Consider the following 22,373-nt stretch of genomic DNA (forward strand, 5'->3'; position numbering starts at 1 on the left):
AGCTCTTGGAGAAAGTAATGGCGACTCATTTTGATTATATCTGTATCGGCGGCGGCAGCGGCGGTATCGCATCAGCAAACCGTGCGGCAATGTACGGTGCTAAAGTAGCGCTTATCGAAGCTCAAGACCTTGGCGGCACCTGTGTAAACGTTGGTTGTGTGCCTAAGAAAGTCATGTGGCACGGCGCGCAAGTTGCAGAAGCAATGAACCTGTACGCAGAAGACTACGGCTTCGATGTAGATGTAAAAGGTTTCGACTGGAGCAAACTGGTTGAGAGTCGTCAGGCTTACATTGGTCGTATCCACCAATCTTACGACCGTGTTCTTGGCAACAACAAAGTAAACGTTATCAAAGGTTTTGCTAAGTTCGTTGACGAGAAAACAGTTGAAGTAAACGGTGAACACTACACAGCGGATCATATCCTGATCGCAGTGGGTGGCCGTCCAACAATTCCAAACATTCCAGGTGCAGAATACGGCATCGATTCAAACGGCTTCTTCGAGCTTGCTGAGCAACCAAAACGCGTTGCAGTGATCGGCGCGGGTTACATCGCGGTTGAAATCGCGGGCGTTCTGCATGCACTAGGCACAGAAACACACCTGTTCTGCCGTAAAGAATCACCGCTACGTAGCTTCGACCCAATGATCATCGAAACGCTAGTAGAAGTAATGGAAGCGGAAGGCCCAACGCTGCACACCCACTCTGTACCAAAAGAAGTGGTGAAAGAAGCAGACGGCAGCCTAACTCTGCACCTAGAAAACGGTGAAAGCCAAAACGTAGATACCCTAATCTGGGCAATCGGTCGCCACCCAGCTACAGATGCTATCAACCTAGCATCAACTGGCGTTGCAACGAACGACCGTGGCTACATTAAGGTAGACGAATACCAAACAACTAACGTTCCTGGCATCTACTGTGTGGGTGACATCATGGAAGGTGGTATTGAGCTAACGCCAGTGGCTGTTAAAGCGGGTCGTCAACTTTCTGAACGCCTATTTAATGGCAAAACTAACGCGAAGATGGATTACGAATTGGTACCAACCGTGGTATTCAGCCACCCACCAATCGGCACAATCGGTCTAACGACTCAAGAAGCAGAAGAGAAATACGGCAAAGACAACATCAAAGTCTACACGTCTGGCTTTACTGCGATGTACACAGCGGTTACTAAGCACCGTCAACCATGTAAGATGAAGCTAGTATGTGCTGGCGAAGAAGAAACGGTTGTTGGTCTACACGGCATCGGCTTCACGGTTGATGAAATGATTCAAGGCTTCGGCGTAGCAATGAAGATGGGCGCAACCAAAGCAGACTTCGACTCTGTTGTGGCTATCCACCCAACGGGCTCAGAAGAGTTCGTGACAATGCGTTAAAAGTATAAGTTCTAAAAAGAGTAAACCGATTAGAGTTATCTCTAATCGGTTTTTGCAAATCAATAAATTTAACCTGCGAACCAAGATAAAACAGATAGCTCAATAAACCACGTTAACTTCAAAGATCTCTCTAAATGCACGTAGTAGTATATTAGATAACTAATTGCATAAAAATCGCGATAACTATTTGAGATATCGCAATACGTAGTGAGGTTTCTAGTGAGTAGTTTTCGTGTAGCGAGCAAAAAAGCTCTGATGAGTGCTCTGAAACAAAGCAGGAAAGAAATAGCCCTGCTAGTTGGTGCACCTTTATCATCTCCAGCCAAGCAAGGTCAAAAAGGTGTCCCTGGTGTAAAAGGGGTACTCGATATAATTGAAAGTTACGTCGACAAAGAGTTAGATCTTAAAGATGAATATGTCGATGAAGTCATAGATAAATATCAAGATGATACTATTCAATACCAGAAAGCATTTGAATTTCTCGCTGATTATACAGATCCCGACACATTAAACTTAATCGTCAGAAAAGCAGTACTGCAGGCAAACTATTCTAATTCAGAAGACTATGATTTATTAGATCATGAAAATTTACTATCCTTACAAAATGACTCTTCATCTTGGCATATTTCAGAAACTATAGAGTCATTGGCAAAAATATTAACATCGCAAAAATTCAAATCAGGGCCAGTTCTTACCACAAACTTTGATCCTTTGATATCAATAGCGTTAAGAAAAATATCTTGTGAGTCAAACAAGGTTGTATTGCATGGTGATGGTAGTTTAGAACAATTTCAATCCGATATAATTAACATAGTTCATATGCATGGTGACTGGATAAAATCAGATACTATGCATACACAGAGCCAACTCAGGTTAAATAGACCTAAGCTAAAAACTTCATTATCCAACATACTAAAAAATAAGACTCTATTTGTAATAGGTTATGGTGGTTGGGATGATATATTTATGCAAGCACTAAGAGACTTAATGGATGATGATAGTGCGAATTTCAATGTTATTTGGGCTTTCTTTGAAAATGAGGAAAGCATTATAAATAACAGATATGAAAAGCTAATAAAATCAGTACAGCCAGCTATAGGGAGAAATAGATTTAGAATTTATGGTGGAATTAATTGCCATGAATTCATTCCAGAACTATCTAATTATATATTAAATTCAGAAAAAAGTAACAAAACCATATGCAATATAAATAAAAAAGAAACTTCTATATCTAACTCTTCCGATGATAATATATTATTTAGAGATATTTTAATTACAACACCTACTTGGGATGTTAATTTTAACAATGCTCATCAGCATATAAGAGAAGTAGAAAGAGCAAGTTGCTTTGAGATAATTCAAACATCTAGAGTATTAAATCTTGTTTGTGATTGGGGTTTAGGAAAAGATGAATTTATATTATCACTAATTAATGACACGTATTCACCGATATTAAATTCACATCTATATCGAATAGATTTAGAGGACGTACAAACAAAAGAAGATCTTTTAGATAGAATAGAGTTAAGCTATGGCTTTGGCCTACAAGACTTTATTAGTGGCATGAGTTCTTCTCCATCAGTTCTATGTTTAGATAATTTTGACTCAACATTAAGAGATGGCGATAAAGCCAAGTTATTAATTACTATTGAATGGCTTATTAATGTTGTTACTGAGTTTAACTTAGATTGTAAGATTATAATTTGTAGTAAAAGCTTTTTAAACTCTAAAACTCCAGCAGTAAAATTATACGCACTAGAGGAGTTTGACGTTCGCTCATATATAAGCCATCACCCAGCAATCCATTCTAAACCAGATGAACATGTATATGAGTCTTTGCTAGAGCTATCTCAGGGCATTCCTGCTCTCCTAGATAAATACATAGGTGAATTAGAAATTTTATCAATAGATGAGCTCTATGATGCCCACTTTTCCCCAGAAACATACAAAAATGACCCGGATAGATCAGTCCCCAACGAGCTAAGAAAACGTATAGAGTCTTTATTATCTAGTGATGAGACTCATTCTTTACGTAGTTATGAGTTAGTTAAAATACTTTCTGTTTTAGAAAATGGAGATTCATTTACAAATCTAAAACAAGCAAATTCTGAGTTTAACTTCAAAGCTTCCCACTTAAAGGAATTATATAGTTTAGAATTGGTAGAATCTGTAAATGTAAGCAAGAACTTTTTAAAAACAACATCATATTTAGGTGATGAAAAAATACACTCACTTCCACCAATAGTTCGACATTATGTTTATGGTCAATTGACGACTAAAGAAGTATACAGCATTGTAAAGCAACTTGCTAACGTGCACCTTGGTAAAAAGTGGCAAAGTGGAAACCTTAATTTATGTGCAATATCTAAAGATATGCTTACTAATATTGGAAGTACTCACATTATAATTTTGCACTTATTAAGATGCTCAATTGAATTGAACAATACTCGTGGATTTAACTCTGCCTTAGTTATAAGTGAAGCTTATGGAGAGTATTTGTCAAGAAATAACAGACATAGAGAATTAATTAAATTTACTGAGCAAATAAAAGCGATCATAAAAGAAAATGAAAAAGCAAAAACATCAATACAAATGGATGTTAATTTAGGTGAAGCGCTTAGAATGTTAGATCAGGATGAAAAAGCAGAAGAAACCCTTCTTTATGCATATGAGAGGTTAAAAGAAAAAGAACATCCACAAAAAAGATTATTAAAATCATTACTGGATAGCATAGCATTACTATATGAGTTTAATAAAGATTATGATAACGCTAATAAATTCGCGAATGAACTATTAGCAATAGATAAGAATCATGTTGGAGCTAGGTATATAGTTGCATCAACATCAGAACATACTAGCATTCAAGAACTCAAAGAACTGGAAGAGCACTTTAGGAATACCAATAATACCATTACTGCAAATAACATATGTATAAAATTATATGACTTAGAAAAATCTTCAAAAGAAAAAATGAAATGGTTGAACAAGGTATTACAAAGCAAAGATGATCAGTATAACAAATTCCGCGCTGTGACTAGAAAAGGTAGTCTATTAGACAGAAGTAATGATATCGATAAACTTAATCAAGTTGAATTAAAACTATTACATTCCAGTTACGTATATAGTTTTTCTCAAAAAATGACATCATTATTCAACTCATCTCACAAAGAATTATGGGCTTACTATCAAAATTTGGGCAATTACCCTGTTTTAATGAAGTTGTTTCAACAAAGCTCTCTATTCTGGAGAATCTATGATAATTCAGAAAAAGAAAATAAATATAGTTCTTTATTATCTCCGATAATCTCGGGATTATTACCTCGAACTATAGATTTATCAAAATACAAATATGTTACGTTTAGAGTAAGACAAATATCCTCAAAAGCGACTAGTGAAGCAATATAAAAAAAGGGTCATCAATTACTTGATGACCCTTTTTCTATTCACGTTTTAAAACGTTCGGGGGTATTTCGGAGCCGCTTGCGCGTTTTACTTAACTGCGCGAACCAATTCAGCAATACCTTCCCAATCGCCGTTGTCCATCATAGCGGTTGGCACCATCCAAGTACCGCCACAAGCGACAACCGATTTCAGCGCTAGGTAATCTTCCACGTTAGATGGGCTTACACCACCTGTTGGCATGAACTCCACTGGGTAAACTGCCGTTAGTGCTTTAAGCATGTTTACGCCACCTGATGGCTCAGCAGGGAAGAACTTCAGAGTACGTAGACCCATTTCCATCGCTTGTTCAACCAAGCTTGGGTTGTTCACGCCCGGTACGATTGTCACGTTACGTTGCTGACAGTATTTCACTGTCGTTGGGTTGAAGCCTGGGCTCACGATAAAGTCCACGCCCGCTTCAATCGCGATGTCCACTTGCTCTGTTGTCAGCACGGTACCAGCACCAATCAACAGCTCTGGGTACGCTTCACGCATAATGCGGATCGACTCAGCCGCCGCTTCAGTGCGGAATGTCACTTCCGCACATGGTAAACCGTTTTCTACCAACACTTTTGCCAGTGGCAGAGCGTGTGCTACATCGTTGATTGCGATAACTGGGACGATTTTGATTTCTCTTAATCGTTGTTCAAGTGTTGTCATGGGTAACCTCTAAAGAATAAAGCTTAATGTTGCTACGATAATAAACGCGATACTACCAAGTAACGTTTCCATTACCGTCCAAGTTTTTAGCGTTGTTTTCTCATCCATCTCTAGTAGACGAGAAACTAGCCAGAAACCAGAGTCGTTGAAGTGAGAAAGCACTGTTGCACCACCTGCAATCGCGATAACGATAAAGCATAGGTCTAGCTCGCTCAAACCTGTTGATGCTGCTACGACCGGCGCGATAAGTGCTGCGGTTGTCGTTAGTGCTACGGTTGCTGAGCCTTGAGCAACGCGTAGACAGGTAGAGATAACAAACGCTGCTACGATTACTGGCATACCTGTATCAGTCAGAACGTCTGCTAGCGCATCACCGATGCCACTTGCACGCAATACGCCACCGAACATACCACCCGCACCTGTCACTAGGATAACGCCACAGATTGGAGCTAATGAGTCGCCACACAGCTTCTCAAGTTTTGCCATGCCGTAGTCTTTTGCGAATATCGCAAGAGCTACAAGCAGCGTAATCAGAAGTGCTACTGGTGTTTTACCTAGCATACGTAGGAACTCAACCAGAGCTGTTTTGCCATCAATCACACCCGCAACCGCTAGCGTGTTCAGTACTGTGTCTAGACAGATTAGCAGTACAGGCAGTACTAGGATGGTCATTACTGTGCCAAATTTTGGCAGCTTAGATTCATCAACTTGTGTTTCACCGTTGAAGAACGCTTTTGATAGTGGAATATCGAATTTCTTACCTGCGTACAAACCAAATAGGTAAGCGCCTAGGTACCAAGTTGGGATAGCGACTAGAATACCAACAACAAGCAGTAGGCCAATGTTTGCGCCTAGGAATTCAGCGGCTGCAACAGGACCTGGGTGCGGAGGAACAAAACCGTGCATTACAGCAAATGCACCCGCCGCTGGTAGCGCGTATTTGATTGGCGAACCACCAAAGCGTGCAGCCACACTTAGGATGATTGGCATCATAACCACTAGGCCAGCATCAAAGAAGATTGGGAAACCAAACAGTAATGATGCCACACCTAATGCTAACGGTGCGCGCTCTTTACCGAAGCGTCCAATCAAAGTGTCTGCCAGTACTTTTGCACCGCCAGTCACTTCCAAAATCTTACCGATCATTGCGCCAAGACCAACCAGCAATGCAACTGATGCCAGTGTGCCACCAAAACCACTCATCATGGTTGGGACAACTTGATCAGAAGAAACGCCAGTGGCAATCGCAGTACCTAAACTCACCATAGTTAGGGAAGCGAAAGCATGCACTTTTAGCTTAATAATCAATACAAGTAACGCTGCAATCGCGAGGACGGCAATCGTTAGTAGGAACGTAGGGTCTGGAGCTTGGGTTAGCTGTTCCATGGGTTCACCTTTAAGAATTATTGTTTGTGTCGTGGTTCACATTTATTTGAGTTACCGGTAACATGTTACCGATAACATGAATAAGATAAACCCATATTTTAAAGTGAATTCAAAAATTGAGATCACGCGCAAATTTGTTATGAGGATAAGTTATGGCTGGTAGTAGTGTCGTCGTTATGGGCGTTTGTGCGAGTGGCAAAACCACAATTGGTGAGCACTTAGCAGAAAAGCTAGGACGTAAATTCATTGATGGAGACAACCTTCACCCACGAGCAAACATTCAGAAAATGGCATCAGGTCAGCCTCTGAATGACGACGACCGCAAACCATGGCTAGAACGTATCCGCGACGCTGCTTATAGCTTAGAAAGCAAAAACGAGCACGGCATTATTGTCTGCTCGGCACTAAAAAAGATTTACCGTGACCAAATCCGCGACGGTAACGAAAACGTTAGTTTCCTATTCCTAGACGGCAGCAAAGAATTGATCCTTGAACGCATGCGTGCTCGCCAAGGTCACTTCATGAAAGAGAACATGGTCAACAGCCAGTTTGAAACGCTTGAGCGCCCAGAGAACGAACCTCGTACCATTTTTGTTGATATTGATGCCACGATCGAAGAAGTGGTAGCTAACGCAGCTGAACTCATTCGAGCTCAAAATGAGGTGACCGTATGACTCATCAAGTAATTTTAGATGTTACTCAACGCTTAGTAGAGCGCAGCCAAGAGGCGCGTGCGGCGTTTCTTGCTCGCACTGAAGTCCAAGCAGAAGCCGGCAAAGGTCGTGTCGGTCTGTCTTGCGGTAACTTGGCGCACGCCGTTGCGGCATCTTGTTCTTCAGAAAAGAAAAGCATTCTGGATTTCACTCATTCGAATGTGGCGCTGATCAGTGCTTACAACGATATGCTGAGTGCCCACCAGCCTTACCAACACTACCCTGATCAAATCAAACAAGTGCTGTCTGGCTACGGTCACACTGCGCAAGTTGCTGGCTGCGTTCCAGCAATGTGTGATGGCGTGACTCAAGGTCAAGCTGGCATGGACATGTCGCTGTTTTCTCGTGACTTAATTGCCCAATCTACGGCACTTTCACTGAGCCACAACGTGTTCGATGCGACTTTGCTTCTGGGGATCTGCGACAAAATCGCACCAGGACAATTGATGGGCGCGCTGTCTTACGCACATCTACCAACGGCATTTGTGCCAGCAGGTTTGATGGCAACGGGCATCAGCAATGAAGAGAAAGTCGACGTTCGCCAAAAATACGCGGCGGGCGAAGTTGGCAAAGACGCACTGCTTGATATGGAGTGTCGCGCTTACCACTCAGCGGGCACGTGTACTTTCTACGGCACCGCAAACACCAACCAGCTTGTGTTTGAGGCAATGGGTTTGATGCTACCAGGTTCGGCCTTCATCCATCCACATACTGAGCTACGCAAGGCGCTAACCGATCATACAGCTCTGAAAGTCGCGGCAATGAATGCGGGTTCAGCCAACTTCCGTCCATTGTCTGAAGTGGTCACAGAAAAGAGCCTAATCAACGGCATTATTGCGCTGTTGGCATCGGGCGGTAGCACCAACCACACTATCCACATGTTGGCAGTGGCGCGTGCAGCAGGTTTGATTCTGACATGGCAAGACATCAGTGACCTATCTGAAGTCGTGCCACTGTTGGCGCGCGTTTACCCGAATGGTCCAGCTGACATGAACGCATTCCAAGAAGCGGGCGGCGTACCTGCGCTATTGCATCGTTTGGACGAGTCGGGCTTGCTTCATCGTGACGTGAAACCGGTATTCGGCGAATTCGAAGACCAAATGACGCTACCTACGCTAGTTGACGGCAAACTGACTTGGACACCATGTGATGGCAGCCAAGACGGCGAAGTGATTGCTGCGCCAACGCAAGCTTTCCAAAACACCGGTGGTACTCGCGTACTCAACGGTAACTTGGGTAAAGCAGTAGTGAAGGTGTCTGCGGTGAAAGAAGATCAGCGCATCATCGAAGCACCAGCAATCGTATTCCAATGCCAACACGAAGTGGAAGCAGCGTACAAACGCGGTGAGCTAAACCAAGATTGCATCGTGGTCGTGACGCACAACGGTCCTGCAGCGAACGGCATGCCAGAGCTGCATAAACTGATGCCAATTCTCGGCAACGTGCAGAAAGCGGGCTTTAAAGTCGCGCTAGTGACAGACGGTCGACTGTCGGGTGCATCCGGTAAGATTCCATCGGCAATCCACGTATCTCCAGAAGCGATTCGTGGCGGCGCGATTGGCTTGGTGCGCAATGGCGACATCATCCGCGTTGATTGCCAAACTGGCGAGTTGAATAACCTAAGCGACGTTGCGGGTCGTGAACTGTTAGAGATGGACACTGAAGCGAAACAACAGACTTGGGGTCGTGGTTTCTTTAGCGTGATTCGTCAGAGCGTTTCGAGCGCAGAAGAAGGCGCAAGCTTTATTGTGTAGGGTGGGAAGCCCCTCAAAAACAGAAAAAGCGGAGTGTTGTGCACTCCGCTTTTTGCTTCGTAGATAACTTTCAATCATCAAGCCGTCTTCATCACCACAACTGCTGCAATCACCACAAAGATACCAAACCAGCCAATTGGCTTAAGCTTTTGTTTGAACAGCAAAGCGCCACCAATCGCGGTACCTAAGATACCTATCGCGCCCCAAGAGGCGTATGCGATCGCAAGGTCAATCTCTTTTACCGCTTGAGCAAGCAACGTAAACGCCGCCATCACCAATACAATCGCAGTGATGCCCCACCCTTTGTGCTTAAAGCCTTTAGAACGAGTCAGCGCCATGTTCGCCATGATGTCGACCAACGCCGCCATAACAACAAATCCAAATGAAACAGTAAAAAATTGGCTCATGATTAACACTTCGCATTCGATGAGCGTGACAACTCATCTTTTTGTTGAGGCTGACCGTGTGATTCACCGAGCGTCACACACACGATACCGACCACTGCCAACGCCAAACCAAGCAACTGCTGCGCGCTTAAGTTGGCATCAAATAAAACGATAGAAACTAGGGTAATCAAGGCGATACCCAAGCCTTCCCACGTTGCGTACGCGACACCGATAGAGATTTTCTTTGCTGCTTTCGACAGGAAGTAATAGGAAATGGCGATCAGAACGTACATCACCAGATAGCCTTCCCACGCATTACTTTCGCCGATATACGACATGGTGCTGGTGCCAGCAACTTCGGCAACAATGGCAAGCAATAAAAATAGACGTGCAATGAGCATGATTCATCCTCCCCAGAAATTAAAAAACTGCATAACGGAGAATGGTGAATGTCCTTTAAGAATCAGACATTCAAAGAATTGATTATATAAAAAGAGCCGCTTCTCCTGACTATTTGCAGTCAGATTAGCCCTTCTTCAGTAAAACAGACAGGTAATTGAGATATTCATTTTTGAATATCTCAAAGGACAGTTTGCTTATCCGATCACGTTAATGGCGTATTGAGGGTTTGCTGCACCACTTGGTGCAAATGGCGGTGCAATGGGTGGTTACGGTAGGTCTGTAAATACCCCCCCGAAACAACAAACTGGCTGAACTCTCGGTTGACCATCGGCATTGGATAAGAGGCAAGCTCGTGCATCAAATGTGCAGTACTTTGGCTGGCATACATGATGGCATCGGTCTCAAGCAGCATTTGGCAAGCGACGCGCAAATTGTAGGATTTAAGTAGTACGACAGGCTCGTAACCCATACGGCGATACTCAGATTCAACTGTACAAAGTGGATTGTAAGACGCAGGAGCAGGCAGAGAGACCAGTGGCAATTCCGACACCGTATCCCAGTCATTGCTGATTTGAGATAAGGTTGGATGGTCTTTACGAGCCAAAATCACCCGTTTTTCGACAAACAATGGACGCATGTAGATGTCTTTCGACAACTCAGTTTCTTGGTCGAGAATACAGTAGTCATGCTCACCCTCTAACATCTCGTCTTGGGAATATATATTCCAACTAGAGAAGACAAACGAAGCTTGAGGAAAGGCTTGATGGCAACCGCGCAATAAACGCTGACCTTGTTCATCCATCAAATAGGGGTCGGTCACAATCGCAATCTGACCTTGGTATTCGAGCGGGTCAAAGTCCGAAAACTCCTGGACCACTTTTTCTAGCGGCGACAGCATGTTATCAAACTCCGCAGCTAAGCTAATTGCCATTGGGGATGGCTCCACCCCGTGCGCTTTACGCACAAACAATGGATCATCAAACACGTCTTTCAGCTTCATCACACCACGGCTGGCACTGGGTTGCGAAATACCAAGCTGCATCGCCGCCAACTTGATGCTGCGGTTATCCACCACGGCTTTGAGTAAGCGCATTAAATTGAGGTCTAGCGCATCAAGTTGATGTGGCATAACGGCACCCTAGTGATGAAACTGAAATAATGGCGGACTAAACGCTCTCGCCTGCGGTAATTCGGTAACCCATATCGACCATTTTGTCTTCTTGAGTTTCCCCTTTTAGACGCGCAATCAACAACTCTGCACTCTTTTCACCAATTTCAAAACGCGGCGTATCCACGCTGGTCAGTTTTGGACTGATGCTTTGGCCAATGTCTAAAGCGTTGTAGCCAACGACCGCAAGTTGTTCTGGTACTTTGATGCCACGTTGTTGAGCACTCAACAAGGTACCAATAGCAATATCATCGTTGGTACAGAAAACGCCATCAAGAGCAGGGTAGGTTGCAAGTGCACGCTCTAATAAATCATGCGCTAGCGAAAAGCTTGAGTGATCACCCGTTAGGACGTGTTTTGGCTCCAAACCCGCTTCAGTCATTGCGCGGTCATAGCCCTGCATACGCAATTTTGTTCGCGTATCCAAGCGAGCGCCGAAGTAAACGATGGTGCGCTTGCCAGATTCCAACATACGCTTTACGACGCTGTAAGAGGCATCTTCGTGATCCATGCCGACCGCCATATCAATCGGCTGCTCTGGCAGTTCCATGGTTTCGACCACGGGCACACCGGCGTTCTTGATCATCTGTAAAGTGCGTTGGGTATGGTGGCTTTCGGTTAGGATTAAGCCATCAACTTGGTAAGAGAGCAGCGACGCGATTTTGCGTTCTTCTTCCAATTCGTCATAACTAAAGTGTGCGAGCAGTGTTTCGTAACCATTAGCTTTAGTGACCGTTTCAATGCCCTGAACAAAAGAAGCAAAAATTTGGTTGGACAGTGAAGGCAGTAAGATACCAATCGCTTTACTGGAAGACTTAGATAACATCGCCGGAGCACGGTTTTCGATATAGCCCATCTCTTCAATCGCTGCGGCAATCTTTACTCGAGTCTTTTCTGCCACAGATTCCGGATTACGCATATAACGCGATACCGTCATCTTAGTTACGCCAACTTTGTCTGCGACATCCTGCAATGTCGTTCGTGATTTTTTATTATGTTGAGCCATAAATATCTAATTTATCAGTAATGTTACTAGTAACATTATGACCAATACGCCCGCTCGCGACAAGCCAAGTAGAGATTATTCACCATATAATCAACAAAATCATAAGCTTAATAAAAACACAGTAACCAAATTGCGCTCTCATAATTGTGATTCAAAGCCGAATAAATAAATGACATTAATATTAAGTTTCTTATAAACTGCCGTACCTAAAAAAATAAGATAAAAAGTATAGTGCAGTTAGGCTCCAGCAAAACCCAGATTTACTATCACCTGCTTGATCTGGACGACTCTCAACAACAGCAATACCTAGCAACATTGCAGAAGAGTCAACCTGAGCTTTACCTCCAAATCGCCCCTCTTTTGGCTATCGACCAACAACAGGAACAACTCACTCAGTTGCTCGGTTTTTGCGCGCATCAGGCCACGAGCCATGAAGTCGATCTAAGTGGAGAAGTGATCAGTAAATATCGCCTTACCCATGAATTAGGTCGTGGTGGTATGGGGGTAGTCTATGCGGCACAGCGCGCTGATGAGACGTTTGAGCAAGACCTTGCAATCAAGTTTATCCAAAGCAATTTGAGTCAGGTTTTAGGACAACGAGCATTGTTTGATGAAGCGCAGTTGCTGGCTCGCTTGAATCACCCATACATTGCCAAAGTGTTCGATGGCGGTCTACACGATGATTCGGTTTACATCGTGATGGAACGCGTTTTTGGCCAAACCCTGGACGATTACCTTTCGTTACTGCCAATGGAAGGCGACGATAAGTTACTGCTGTTCAAGCAGATCTGTGAGGCCATGGAACACGCCCACCAGCATCAGATCTTGCATGCGGATCTCAAACCGGAAAACATTCTGATTGATCGCAACAAGCGGCCAAAACTGCTCGATTTTAACCTAACACAAAAAGCACAGTCGAATTCTGAAGAATCGCATTCAGGCTTAATCGCCTTTAGTGAACATTACGCCAGCCCCGAACAACAAAAAGGCCAGTTCTTAACGGAGCAAAGTGATGTGTATTCACTGGGTAAGATTCTGGCGCTGATGTTTCCAAACACACCAGTTTGGTCTGATGTGTATTGGGTGATCCGTCGAGCAACTCGCTCTATAGCAAAGCAACGCTACCGCGATGTGCGCACCTTACGGTTAGATATTGAGAACATTCTTGAGCACCGTCCAATCGAACAAAAGAAGCACTGGCCGCTGTACAGCATACTTCGTCTAGTACAGCGCCGACCGCTGCCATCGGTATTGTCCGCAATCTTAGTGTTATCTGGTTTGTTGTTCAGTAACACTCTGATTCAAAAGAACATCCAACTGCAACAAGAGAAGAAGATTGCAGAAGACATCATGTACGAAGTAACACGCCTTGTCTTCCATGCCAAGGGGCAAAATGTCGAGCATATGTCCGTCAGTGCCATGATGGAGCTGACACGTAGGCGGATTCTGTCTAATCCAGATATCCCCAAACACATAAAACAAAAAATGTTATTGGCGATGATGACACCGGTGCCAGAGAAGCACCTAACAAACGCAATAAGTTGTCAGCCAAATTGTGCGCCTGATATTCGCACTAAACAGAAAGGCTAAAACACAAAAAGGCTTAAACACAAAGATGTACACACGTTCCATGGCGATTTGGCTATCCGCTTTAGCGATGGCCCCAGCTTGGGCGAACATGACTTCTGCACCCGAGGTGTCAGAAGCAGTCACGCCTACCATCAAGCAAGGTTTTTTCATCGACTCTCCGGTGACGGGACTGTATTACAAAACGACCTCCAACCTTTCTGGTTTTACACAGAAAGGTGCATTTGATTATCATCCAGGTGATGTCATCAGCTTTTTCCTCGGTAATGACGACAAAGGCTATCTACTGACGACTATGTCCAGCCAAGAAGTCTTGACTCCAACCATGGCAACCACCAAGCCAAGTCGCAGTATCAATATGACCCGCTTGTTGCTTTCTCTCGATAGCACACCAGAAAATCGTCAAGAGATTGTGTTAGCCAACAAGGTTCTCTCTGACCCAGCCTTCCAAGCGCAACTCAAACGCCTCGATCTCAATGTCATTGATAATGCCAAACATCAGCTCAACTTAGATTGGGTTTCGGTAGAAGAAGCGGTGGAGCATCTCAATGAAAGCCAAACCTATATTGAGAAAAACTTTGCTTCGAATGAAATCATCTTTGAGCCCAAAAACGTGCGCTTTAAGAACATCATCATCAAGAAAAAGGACTGGCAAGGCCGCGCTTGTGCATTTGATATTCGTTACCAACATCATCCACGTTATCGCCCACCGATTGGCGAGGTTAACTTCACCATTACCGAAACGTCTCTTATTCAGCATCCAAGCATTGGTGATTACTTCCAAGGTTGTTTCTTAGCACGTAACCACAGCATAACCGAAGACATTGTCGAGCCTATCGAAAAGTTTTCTGAATGGGAGAGCTTGGTTGGCTGTTCCGATACCGGCTGCACACGTAACGATCTCAACGGTTTCTCACTGGAAGACTACGACGATGAAGGCGATTGGAAATATCGTTCTGTTGCCCTCAACTTTGACCCAAGCACCCGACTTTTGATGGAAAAAGTGCAAGGGTTAGGTCAAAACGAGCACATCCAGCACCAAAACCGTACTGAAATGCTATGGTTCACCTACCCCGATTCCATCGATAGCCAAATTGCCTACCAAGGTGTGTGGCAACAAACCCAGTACCTACGTGATTCAATGAAACAATCTTGTTTGTTGATGCGTTACAACCAAGTATTGCGTCTACCTGTTGATGCCATCACCTGCCCTACCGACACCCGCTTATATACCCAAGATGTCACCAACGACTATTTGGATATGTGGTGGGTCAACAACGATGAGCCGAGCGCAGAACTAGCGCAGATGAATGTGATGGTACGTTGGTCACCAACCCCTTCTGAAATCAACTACACCACGTGGGAATACCTGCCAGCAGGCAAAACGTGGGAACAAGGTATTTTGTATCGCTACCAGCAAGACATCAGTCGTAACCGTGATGGCTCTGACCGTATTGAAACCCACACCATCTCTGAGTTTGTAAAAGTAAGTGAGGACGTATAACCATGGCTTCCAATTCCACCCTGACGCAAATCATTCAGCAATGGCAAGCTGGTAACAAACAAGCGGAAAGTGAGTTATACCAATTCGCTTATCTTCAATTGCGTAAAATTGCTCAGCAAGAGCGCGAACGCAATGCCGAAAAATACGGCACCGACAATAAGGTACTGGCAGACAGCGTGAACAGCACCACGGCGCTAATCCATGACGCCTACTTAAAGATGTCTAGTTGCGACATGAGTGAGATTGAAACCAAGCGCGATTTCTTCTTGATGGCCGCCAAGGTAATGCGCCAGATCTTGATCGACAATGCACGTGCTCATCAAGCGCAGAAGCGCCAACACATCACCTTGATGAAAGAGGAAGAAGATCGCTTCGAGCAACTCATCATCATGGACAAAGCGCTCGACAACTTTAGTGTACGCTATCCGCGCCAATCTAACGCATTAAAGCTCAAGTATCTGATGGGCATGAAAAACCAAGAGATCTGTGAACTGCTCGAATGCAGCGCCAGTTTGATTGAAAAAGACCTTAAGTTCTCGCGCAGCTGGCTGCAATCTAGAATGGCGCACGCGTAATATCATGACGAAAAAATACTGGATTGCAGGCGCACTGGGTGTTTGCTTAATAGCAAGCTACTGGCTTTCAGACGAACAAGCAGCCGCTGCGGCTGCGGCTGCCAATATAGAGCCAGCACAAAATGGCCTAGATAAGAGAAAAACGTCCCAAGGTGAGCGCACTTCGTTGATTGAAGTAAAGCAAGCCTTAACCTCCTCATTACTAGAGAGAAACAACGATCTTGCCTTTGAAAAAGCACTCGAATCTGCGTTATCAGAGCAACCTGAACAGGTTCAAGATGCTTTTGGATCATCGGTGGTCAATTACTCCGGAGACCTGACTCAAACTTACATCAGTAGCAACCAAAACAACGATGCGACAAACAACGGCAAACCGATCATTAACCTCGCCGTGGAACAACAACTACAAACGATCATCTTTGGTTGGGAGCTTACACAAAACAACCCCATCAACTACTCGCTAGGGTTAGATCAGCTATTTGAAGATCCGGAAGGTGACCTGCTCACAACTCGTATTTGGCTAGAAAATGCCAACGGGTTAAGTGTGCTCAATCAGGGGCAAATCATGCTTCAAGGTGCGCCAAAAGCCTTCGATCAAACCACCTTCTTGGCTGTATCTGCACGAGATGACCACCATGGCTCGGAAGATCATGCTTGGGTTACCACACGTTTTGAACTGCCAGCGGTGATTGAAGAACAAAATAACACTGAGCACCCTCTCATTGATGGCATTGTCTATCGTCTTGAATCCACAACTTTGCTTGGTGGGAAAAAATTCGAATATGAAGTCGTGTATTGCGAGGCATTTCAGTTTATCGATGACGACGTTTTTTATGCCGCAGCCAACAACAAAACTCGTTGCCCAGAAGAGAATGAACTAAAGAAAGTGGGCAGCTATCAGATCAGCGATGATTCACTGATTGTGCAAACCAACAGAACGCAACAAATATGGACCACCAAAAAGGTCTATACCTCGCGTGTGCATAAAGAAACCGAAAACTACTTTATTACTGTCTTCGACAATAATCGTTTCGAAAGCTACACCATGCAGAAAAACAAACGTTCGATGGAAGAACGTTTGAACGTCAATACTGGAAAGGATCTTGAGCACTTCACACTGTTTGATTTGCTCATCCCGACTGAAGGGGGTTATCGCCATACACTCGCCAACAACTACATTTTTGATAGGCGGTTTGCTCAAGGTGATGAGTATTACGATGGTTTCGACTCCGACCTCAACATAAGTGCACCCAATAGCGACTTCTTCAGTCATGAAATGTGCCAATTTTGGGACGCTTCAATTGTCGCGGGCGAAGGCATGTTCAATGATATCGTGTCTTATTCCAACAACACCCATTGTGCCACTGCACCAATACCGTCCGCGTATGCCTTTGTTTACTTCAACAATGATTACCATGCCAATGACGTCTTTCTTCATGGGGAAGCTTACAGCTACATTTTACGTCCCTTACCTAAGTACGCCAGTGAAGTTGAAGAACTTAAGCTCAATATGATTTATCACGATCCTCTTGGTACGAAAACCAATCAAAAATTAACTAAAAACTCAAAATAAGTCGTTGTATTCCATAACCAGCACCACTATTGATAATTTAAACAACTAATCTACTCAACAAAAAAATATTCAAAGTTTTTTTACGGTTTTTTTGCGGTTTTTCGTATCTTGAAGCTGCTTCCAAAATCGATCCAAAATGCGCAGCTTTTCCAATCTCACTAGTGAGATTTGGAGATAAAACAATAAAAAGCGACTTTCTCATTCGGAAACGAAACAAGGATTAAAAACAATGAATAAGGTGAGTTTACTAGCAGCGTCAGTGGCTATCGCGCTAACAGGTTGTGGTGGTTCAGATAGTAGTTCAAACGGTGGTAATTCTGGTGTAGTGATCACAGGCTTTGATGGTTACTTCAAAAACGCGGTGGTATTTGAAGATCTGAACAACAACGGCCAATGGGATACCTCTGATACCTTCCTTGGTCTGACGAATGAGAAAGGTCAGCTTACCATCAAAGCAAAACCAGAAGCGACGCTGGCTCTACAAACCATCACGCCAAACGGCTTAAAGCAGAAACAACTTATTCAGCTTGATCCAAAACATGCAGGCACTTACACCGTAGATATGGATCACCCAAGCCAAGCAATGGCGCACGAATTGGTTTTCCGAGCACCAAACTCGTCTAACGTTATTTCACCAATCACAGACCTTGTCGCGATTGAGATGGCAAACAACGACGCGCTAACAGAAGAAGAAGCCGCAGCAAAAGTTAACCAAGCACTTGGTGGTACTGAAGAGGCTCCTATCGACCTATACAGCGACTTCGTTTCGGGCGTAGATAAAAGTGCCGAACTACATAAAACCGCTCAGATTCTGACTGAATCTAAAGCGCAAAACCCTGCGAACTACGAGAAAAAAGCGACTGAATTCGCGCAAGCAGCTGATCAAGAAGTAGACCGTCTGGTGGAGTCTGGTGCAGATATCAATGATCCAAACCTACGCCCAGTGATCACTGACAGCACACCAGAAAGCGAAAACCTAGCGCCAGAAACCGTAGTCAACAACAAGCTTGTTGTCAGCGAAAACGTTGAAGAAGCAGCCGAAGATAAGCTAGATAACTTACCAGAAATCGTAAAAGGCGCAGGCTTCGATGGTGTTGAACTAAACATTGAAGGTCTATTCAAAGACAAAGACCAAAACTTAGTAACACCGAAACTGACTCACAACCTTACTGGCACAGGTATCGAAGTTAGCATTGTAGGTGAACAACTGATTCTTTCACCAACAACTGAAGTCACCAAAGCGGGCGAGTTTGAAATCATCCTTACAGCAGAAGATAAAGACTCTTCTGGAAAAACACTAGCTACTGTAAGCACAGTATTCGAATTGGATATCGAAACCGCTAACCAAGCGCCAATCGTCATTGAAGCAGAGCAAAAACGCCTTCAAAGCATCGTTGATGACTGGCAACTGCAGCAAGGTGAAGCTTTTGAGCAAACTCTAGACATTTCTGGTCTGTTCAAAGACGAAGATGGCCAACTAGAAGAGTATTCAGCGGAGTCGATCTCTATCGAAGGCTTGTCTATCAATGAAAACGACAACGCAATCATCACTGTCGAAGGTTCCCCAGAAAAAGCTTACGCTGCAGGTCAAACATTTACCGTTAGTGTAGAAGACAACGAAGATGGTGAAGCTCGTGTAACCTTTAAACTACCAGAAGTAAAAGAAGGCACTACACCACCACCAGTCGTACCAACACTAGGCTTCACTATCGACCATTTTAACGGTAAAGCGGCAAAAATGGGCAGCTTTGCACGCAACGATGGCGAAATTGGCCATGCGATTCTTATGAAAGATGCCGAAGGCCTACTATGGTGTTGGGGTTCAAACGATGATGAGCAAGGCGAAGAGTATTCGGCAAACATCAGTGATAACCTAAGCAACTCTTGGGAATCAGAGTACGACCCATACGCGATTTTGGCAAAACTGGACAAGCTACCAAGCTACGCGGCTTACCAAAACAAAGATTGTTGGGATGTAGAGATCAAAGATGGCAAATTATACGACGACGAAGGTTCTGAGTATGAAATGCTTTACCAAAACAAAACCGCGCATGGCGACCAAATCCTAGTGAAAATCGATGGTGACGAGTTATTCTGGTTGGATTCGACAGATGCACCTTTCGCACAAGCACTACCAGTGAGCGAAAAGGTCGCAAACGGTAAGGTTGAATTTGATATGACGGTAGAGAGCGAGACCGTTGCAGAAGAGGAAACAGAGCTATTCTACGCAGCGGGTAAGTTTGAATACGCAAGCGATGTTTACGAGTATGAGTCTATCAAACCAGAAGGCTTCTACACACCAGGTAACTGGACAGTCTCTCTAGATAGCACAACAAACCGCGAAACTCTGATTCTAGAAGAAACTGGCGCAGATTCTGATTACAAGACTCGCCACCGTAACGTAAACCGAGAGTTTGGCGACTTCTACATCGGAATCAACTCAAGCGTTGAACAAAACGGTTGGGTATCTGCTCCAGAGTTCGGTCTGTACTCACACTCTCAAGAAGCAATAGAAAAAGTGATGGAATCACTGCCTTTAATTGAAGACTAATGAGTAAAGATAAACAAATACTATCGAAACCTTGTTGTAGCCAGATTCACCTGCATCGTCGACGCAGAACTTTCTGGGAAAAGTGCAAAGGTATCAAAGAAGTATACTGTTGCGCGAATTGTCACAGGGAAACCAGTCTCAAATAGCTCCTCTGTTTGAGGCCGCAAAAAAAGCCCCGCTCAAGCGGGGCTCTTTTGTATCAGTTTAACTACTTCACACAAATCACATTCAGCAACGAGGTGCCTGTTAACTGATTGGGCTCTCGGTCAGCAAATAGCCCCTTCTTATCTTTACCCCAGTACGGCAATTGTAATGGCCAATTATTTTTTTCCATCACACCAGAGCCACGCAACGTTTTAAACTCAGGCGCGCTCGCCAAGTTCATTCCCAATTGCTGACACACTTGCTTCGAACTCGCGTAATTTAAGCGATTCCACGGTTTGCCATGTTCCATGTAGAACTGGTTGTTATTCTCGACCAAGTACGGCACCACAAACGTCTTACCTTGTAAGATAGTTTTCAAACGAACCTGAACGTTCTTACTGCTGATCGCAGGTTGAGCAGGCTTTGCGGCAACTTGGATCGCCGAAGTTTGCTTAACAGTTTGTTTTGCGGGTGCCTCTTTGGCCTGAAATGCCCCCGTATCAGGTCGAGAAGCGGCCACTGGCTCGACTGGTTTTGGTTTCGAAACTGGCTTGGGCATTGGCTTAGTTTGCTTCACTGGCTCTGATGTACCTTTGCCAACCACACGAATAAAGGCTTCTTTGTATGTCGACAAGGTTTTGACTCGCTGTAAGTCCTGCGAGGCTTTGGCAAATTCAGTATAAGGACCAATAAGACATCGGTAGCCTTTTTGCTCCGGCTTCATCCAAACATCAGTGGTGATTTTGCCGTAGATCGGCTTGGCTTTGGCTAAAGACATCGGTTTTGGCAACAAACCACATTGAATCCAGAAGAAATCATTGCCTCCCTGCGGCACTTTCTTTCCCCATACCCCTTTCCCGATCGGACAAGATTGCTCAAGTACTGGCAGTTCTTTGTTACTCGCTTGAGAGGCTTGGCAAAGAAAACCTTCCGCGAATACCGGTGTCGAAAATTGGGCGCACGCCAACAGCAATCCAAGGCTCAAGCCGGATTGGACGATACGAGAGGAATGTTGTGCCTTCTTCATTTCCATACGCTTCACTCTGAACAGTAGGTGATGAAATTATCGCGACAAAGCGTCAATAAAACATGAATAAAAAGTGATAAGCAAAAAAAGAGCCGGAATTGCATCCGGCTCTCAGTTTAGAAAGAATTTTATGAAATAGGCAACGTATAGGTGCGTATTTTAGTGATTAACCCTTGTAGATTTTCGGGTTGAACACGTCACGTAGCCAGTCGCCAAGTAGGTTAATCACCAATACCAGTGTCACGAGTACGATACCTGGGAAGGCGGTAATCCACCATGCACCAGAGAAGATGTAGTTAAAGCCGATGCTGATTAGCGCGCCTAGAGACGGCTGGTCCACAGGAAGACCTAAGCCTAGGAATGACAGTGCCGCTTCCGACATGATTGCGTTCGCAACCTGTACTGTCGAGATAACCAAGATTGGAGATAGACAGTTCGGCAGAATGTGACGGAACATGATGCGAGGTGCTTTAAAGCCCATCACACGCGCCGCTTCGACGTATTCTTTCTTCTTCTCTGCCAATACCGAGGCGCGAATGGTACGTGCGTATTGCGGCCATTCTGCCACGCCGATGATCACCACCAGCATGACTACCGCATATTGGCTGTAGAAGTCACTGCCAAAGCTGGCTTTAAAGATTGCCGAGACGATGATCGCCACCATCATGGTCGAGAACGATAACTGTACGTCTGCAAAGCGCATCAAGAAGCTATCGATACGGCCGCCAAAGTAACCCGCCGACAAACCAATAATGATACCCAGTACTAACTGAAGACCAACCGCAAGAAAACCGATAGTCAAAGACAGGCGAGAGCCGTAAAGAATGGTCGATAAAATATCGCGACCTTGCTCATCCGTACCTAACACAAAACGCTCGTCACCGTCTTCCATCCAAGAAGGCGGCAACTCCGAGTCCATGATATCGATGGACGTGAGATCATAAGGGTCAGTCGGTGCAAGTACAGGGGCAGCAATCGCCAACACCAAAAACACCATAAAGACAGTGAAACTGGCCATCGCGACTTTATCGCGCTTAAAGTAGTACAAGAAATCCGAGTTTTTAAAACGTTGCCACGCAGAAGGTACTGCTTCAGGAGCGGCCGTTACATTTGATTGGCTCAT

General features: G+C 44.5%; 17 protein-coding genes. 9 read left to right on the forward strand and 8 right to left on the reverse strand.

What is annotated here, in order from left to right; translation table 11 throughout:
• The first annotated feature begins 17 nt into the window (after positions 1-17).
• Together gorA and VJL_RS08115 are read left to right on the forward strand one after the other, a co-directional pair.
• Positions 18-1,373, forward strand: coding sequence for a glutathione-disulfide reductase (gene gorA, locus VJL_RS08110; protein ID WP_038877049.1), 1,356 nt, complete (start codon positions 18-20; stop codon positions 1,371-1,373).
• 219 nt (positions 1,374-1,592) lie between these two features.
• Entirely contained in the window at positions 1,593-4,778 is a 3,186-nt protein-coding gene (locus VJL_RS08115; protein ID WP_038877052.1) for an SIR2 family protein, read from the forward strand.
• 84 nt (positions 4,779-4,862) lie between these two features.
• Here VJL_RS08115 and VJL_RS08120 read toward each other — a convergent pair whose 3' ends face one another.
• Positions 4,863-5,474, reverse strand: coding sequence for a bifunctional 4-hydroxy-2-oxoglutarate aldolase/2-dehydro-3-deoxy-phosphogluconate aldolase (locus VJL_RS08120; RefSeq protein ID WP_005430025.1), 612 nt, complete (start codon positions 5,472-5,474; stop codon positions 4,863-4,865).
• Positions 5,475-5,483: 9 nt separating this feature from the next.
• Complete coding sequence (locus VJL_RS08125) at positions 5,484-6,860, reverse strand: GntP family permease (RefSeq protein ID WP_038877054.1); 1,377 nt, start codon at positions 6,858-6,860, stop codon at positions 5,484-5,486.
• A gap of 152 nt (positions 6,861-7,012) precedes the next feature.
• On the opposite strand from VJL_RS08125, the gene VJL_RS08130 reads away from it, so the two are divergent.
• Together VJL_RS08130 and edd are read left to right on the forward strand one after the other, a co-directional pair.
• Positions 7,013-7,534 (forward strand): gluconokinase, encoded by a 522-nt coding sequence (locus VJL_RS08130; RefSeq protein WP_038877056.1) that lies wholly within the window; start codon positions 7,013-7,015, stop codon positions 7,532-7,534.
• On the forward strand, positions 7,531-9,327 hold the full coding sequence (gene edd / locus VJL_RS08135; RefSeq protein WP_038877058.1) for a phosphogluconate dehydratase: 1,797 nt from the start codon (positions 7,531-7,533) through the stop codon (positions 9,325-9,327). Before VJL_RS08130 ends, edd begins: the two co-directional genes overlap by 4 nt.
• A gap of 77 nt (positions 9,328-9,404) precedes the next feature.
• Here edd and VJL_RS08140 read toward each other — a convergent pair whose 3' ends face one another.
• From VJL_RS08140 to VJL_RS08155, 4 genes are all read right to left on the reverse strand, one after another.
• On the reverse strand, positions 9,405-9,734 hold the full coding sequence (locus VJL_RS08140; protein WP_005429986.1) for an SMR family transporter: 330 nt from the start codon (positions 9,732-9,734) through the stop codon (positions 9,405-9,407).
• Positions 9,735-9,736: 2 nt separating this feature from the next.
• Positions 9,737-10,114, reverse strand: a complete 378-nt coding sequence (locus VJL_RS08145) for an SMR family transporter (protein WP_038877060.1) — start codon at positions 10,112-10,114, stop codon at positions 9,737-9,739.
• Positions 10,115-10,317: 203 nt separating this feature from the next.
• The gene (locus VJL_RS08150; RefSeq protein ID WP_038877062.1) at positions 10,318-11,244 is read right to left on the reverse strand and encodes a LysR family transcriptional regulator; all 927 of its coding nucleotides are present in this window, start codon (positions 11,242-11,244) and stop codon (positions 10,318-10,320) included.
• Between the two features lie 37 nt (positions 11,245-11,281).
• Positions 11,282-12,289, reverse strand: a complete 1,008-nt coding sequence (locus VJL_RS08155; protein ID WP_038877063.1) for a LacI family DNA-binding transcriptional regulator — start codon at positions 12,287-12,289, stop codon at positions 11,282-11,284.
• Positions 12,290-12,520: 231 nt separating this feature from the next.
• Here VJL_RS08155 and VJL_RS08160 point away from each other — a divergent pair, with 231 nt between their 5' ends.
• The 5 genes from VJL_RS08160 (at position 12,521) to VJL_RS08180 (ending at position 20,079) form a co-directional block, all read left to right on the forward strand.
• Positions 12,521-13,879: a serine/threonine-protein kinase gene (locus tag VJL_RS08160; protein ID WP_038877066.1), complete on the forward strand. Its 1,359-nt coding sequence runs from the start codon at positions 12,521-12,523 to the stop codon at positions 13,877-13,879.
• Positions 13,880-13,904: 25 nt separating this feature from the next.
• Positions 13,905-15,380, forward strand: a complete 1,476-nt coding sequence (locus tag VJL_RS08165; RefSeq protein WP_038869943.1) for a hypothetical protein — start codon at positions 13,905-13,907, stop codon at positions 15,378-15,380.
• Positions 15,381-15,382: 2 nt separating this feature from the next.
• Entirely contained in the window at positions 15,383-15,955 is a 573-nt protein-coding gene (locus tag VJL_RS08170) for a sigma-70 family RNA polymerase sigma factor (protein ID WP_038877068.1), read from the forward strand.
• Between the two features lie 4 nt (positions 15,956-15,959).
• Positions 15,960-17,528 carry a hypothetical protein gene (locus VJL_RS08175; protein WP_038877070.1) on the forward strand — a complete coding sequence of 523 codons (1,569 nt, stop codon included), beginning with the start codon at positions 15,960-15,962 and terminating at the stop codon, positions 17,526-17,528.
• Positions 17,529-17,757: 229 nt separating this feature from the next.
• Entirely contained in the window at positions 17,758-20,079 is a 2,322-nt protein-coding gene (locus VJL_RS08180; RefSeq protein ID WP_038877071.1) for a hypothetical protein, read from the forward strand.
• 208 nt (positions 20,080-20,287) lie between these two features.
• Here the strand turns inward: VJL_RS08180 and VJL_RS08185 are convergent, their stop codons facing one another.
• Positions 20,288-21,256, reverse strand: coding sequence for an SPOR domain-containing protein (locus tag VJL_RS08185; protein WP_038877074.1), 969 nt, complete (start codon positions 21,254-21,256; stop codon positions 20,288-20,290).
• A gap of 160 nt (positions 21,257-21,416) precedes the next feature.
• A complete protein-coding gene (locus tag VJL_RS08190; protein ID WP_038869936.1) occupies positions 21,417-22,373 on the reverse strand; it encodes an ABC transporter permease in 957 nt (318 codons plus the stop codon).

It is taken from the genome of Vibrio jasicida CAIM 1864 = LMG 25398, from assembly GCF_000400365.1.
Classification (GTDB): Bacteria; Pseudomonadota; Gammaproteobacteria; order Enterobacterales; family Vibrionaceae; genus Vibrio; species Vibrio jasicida.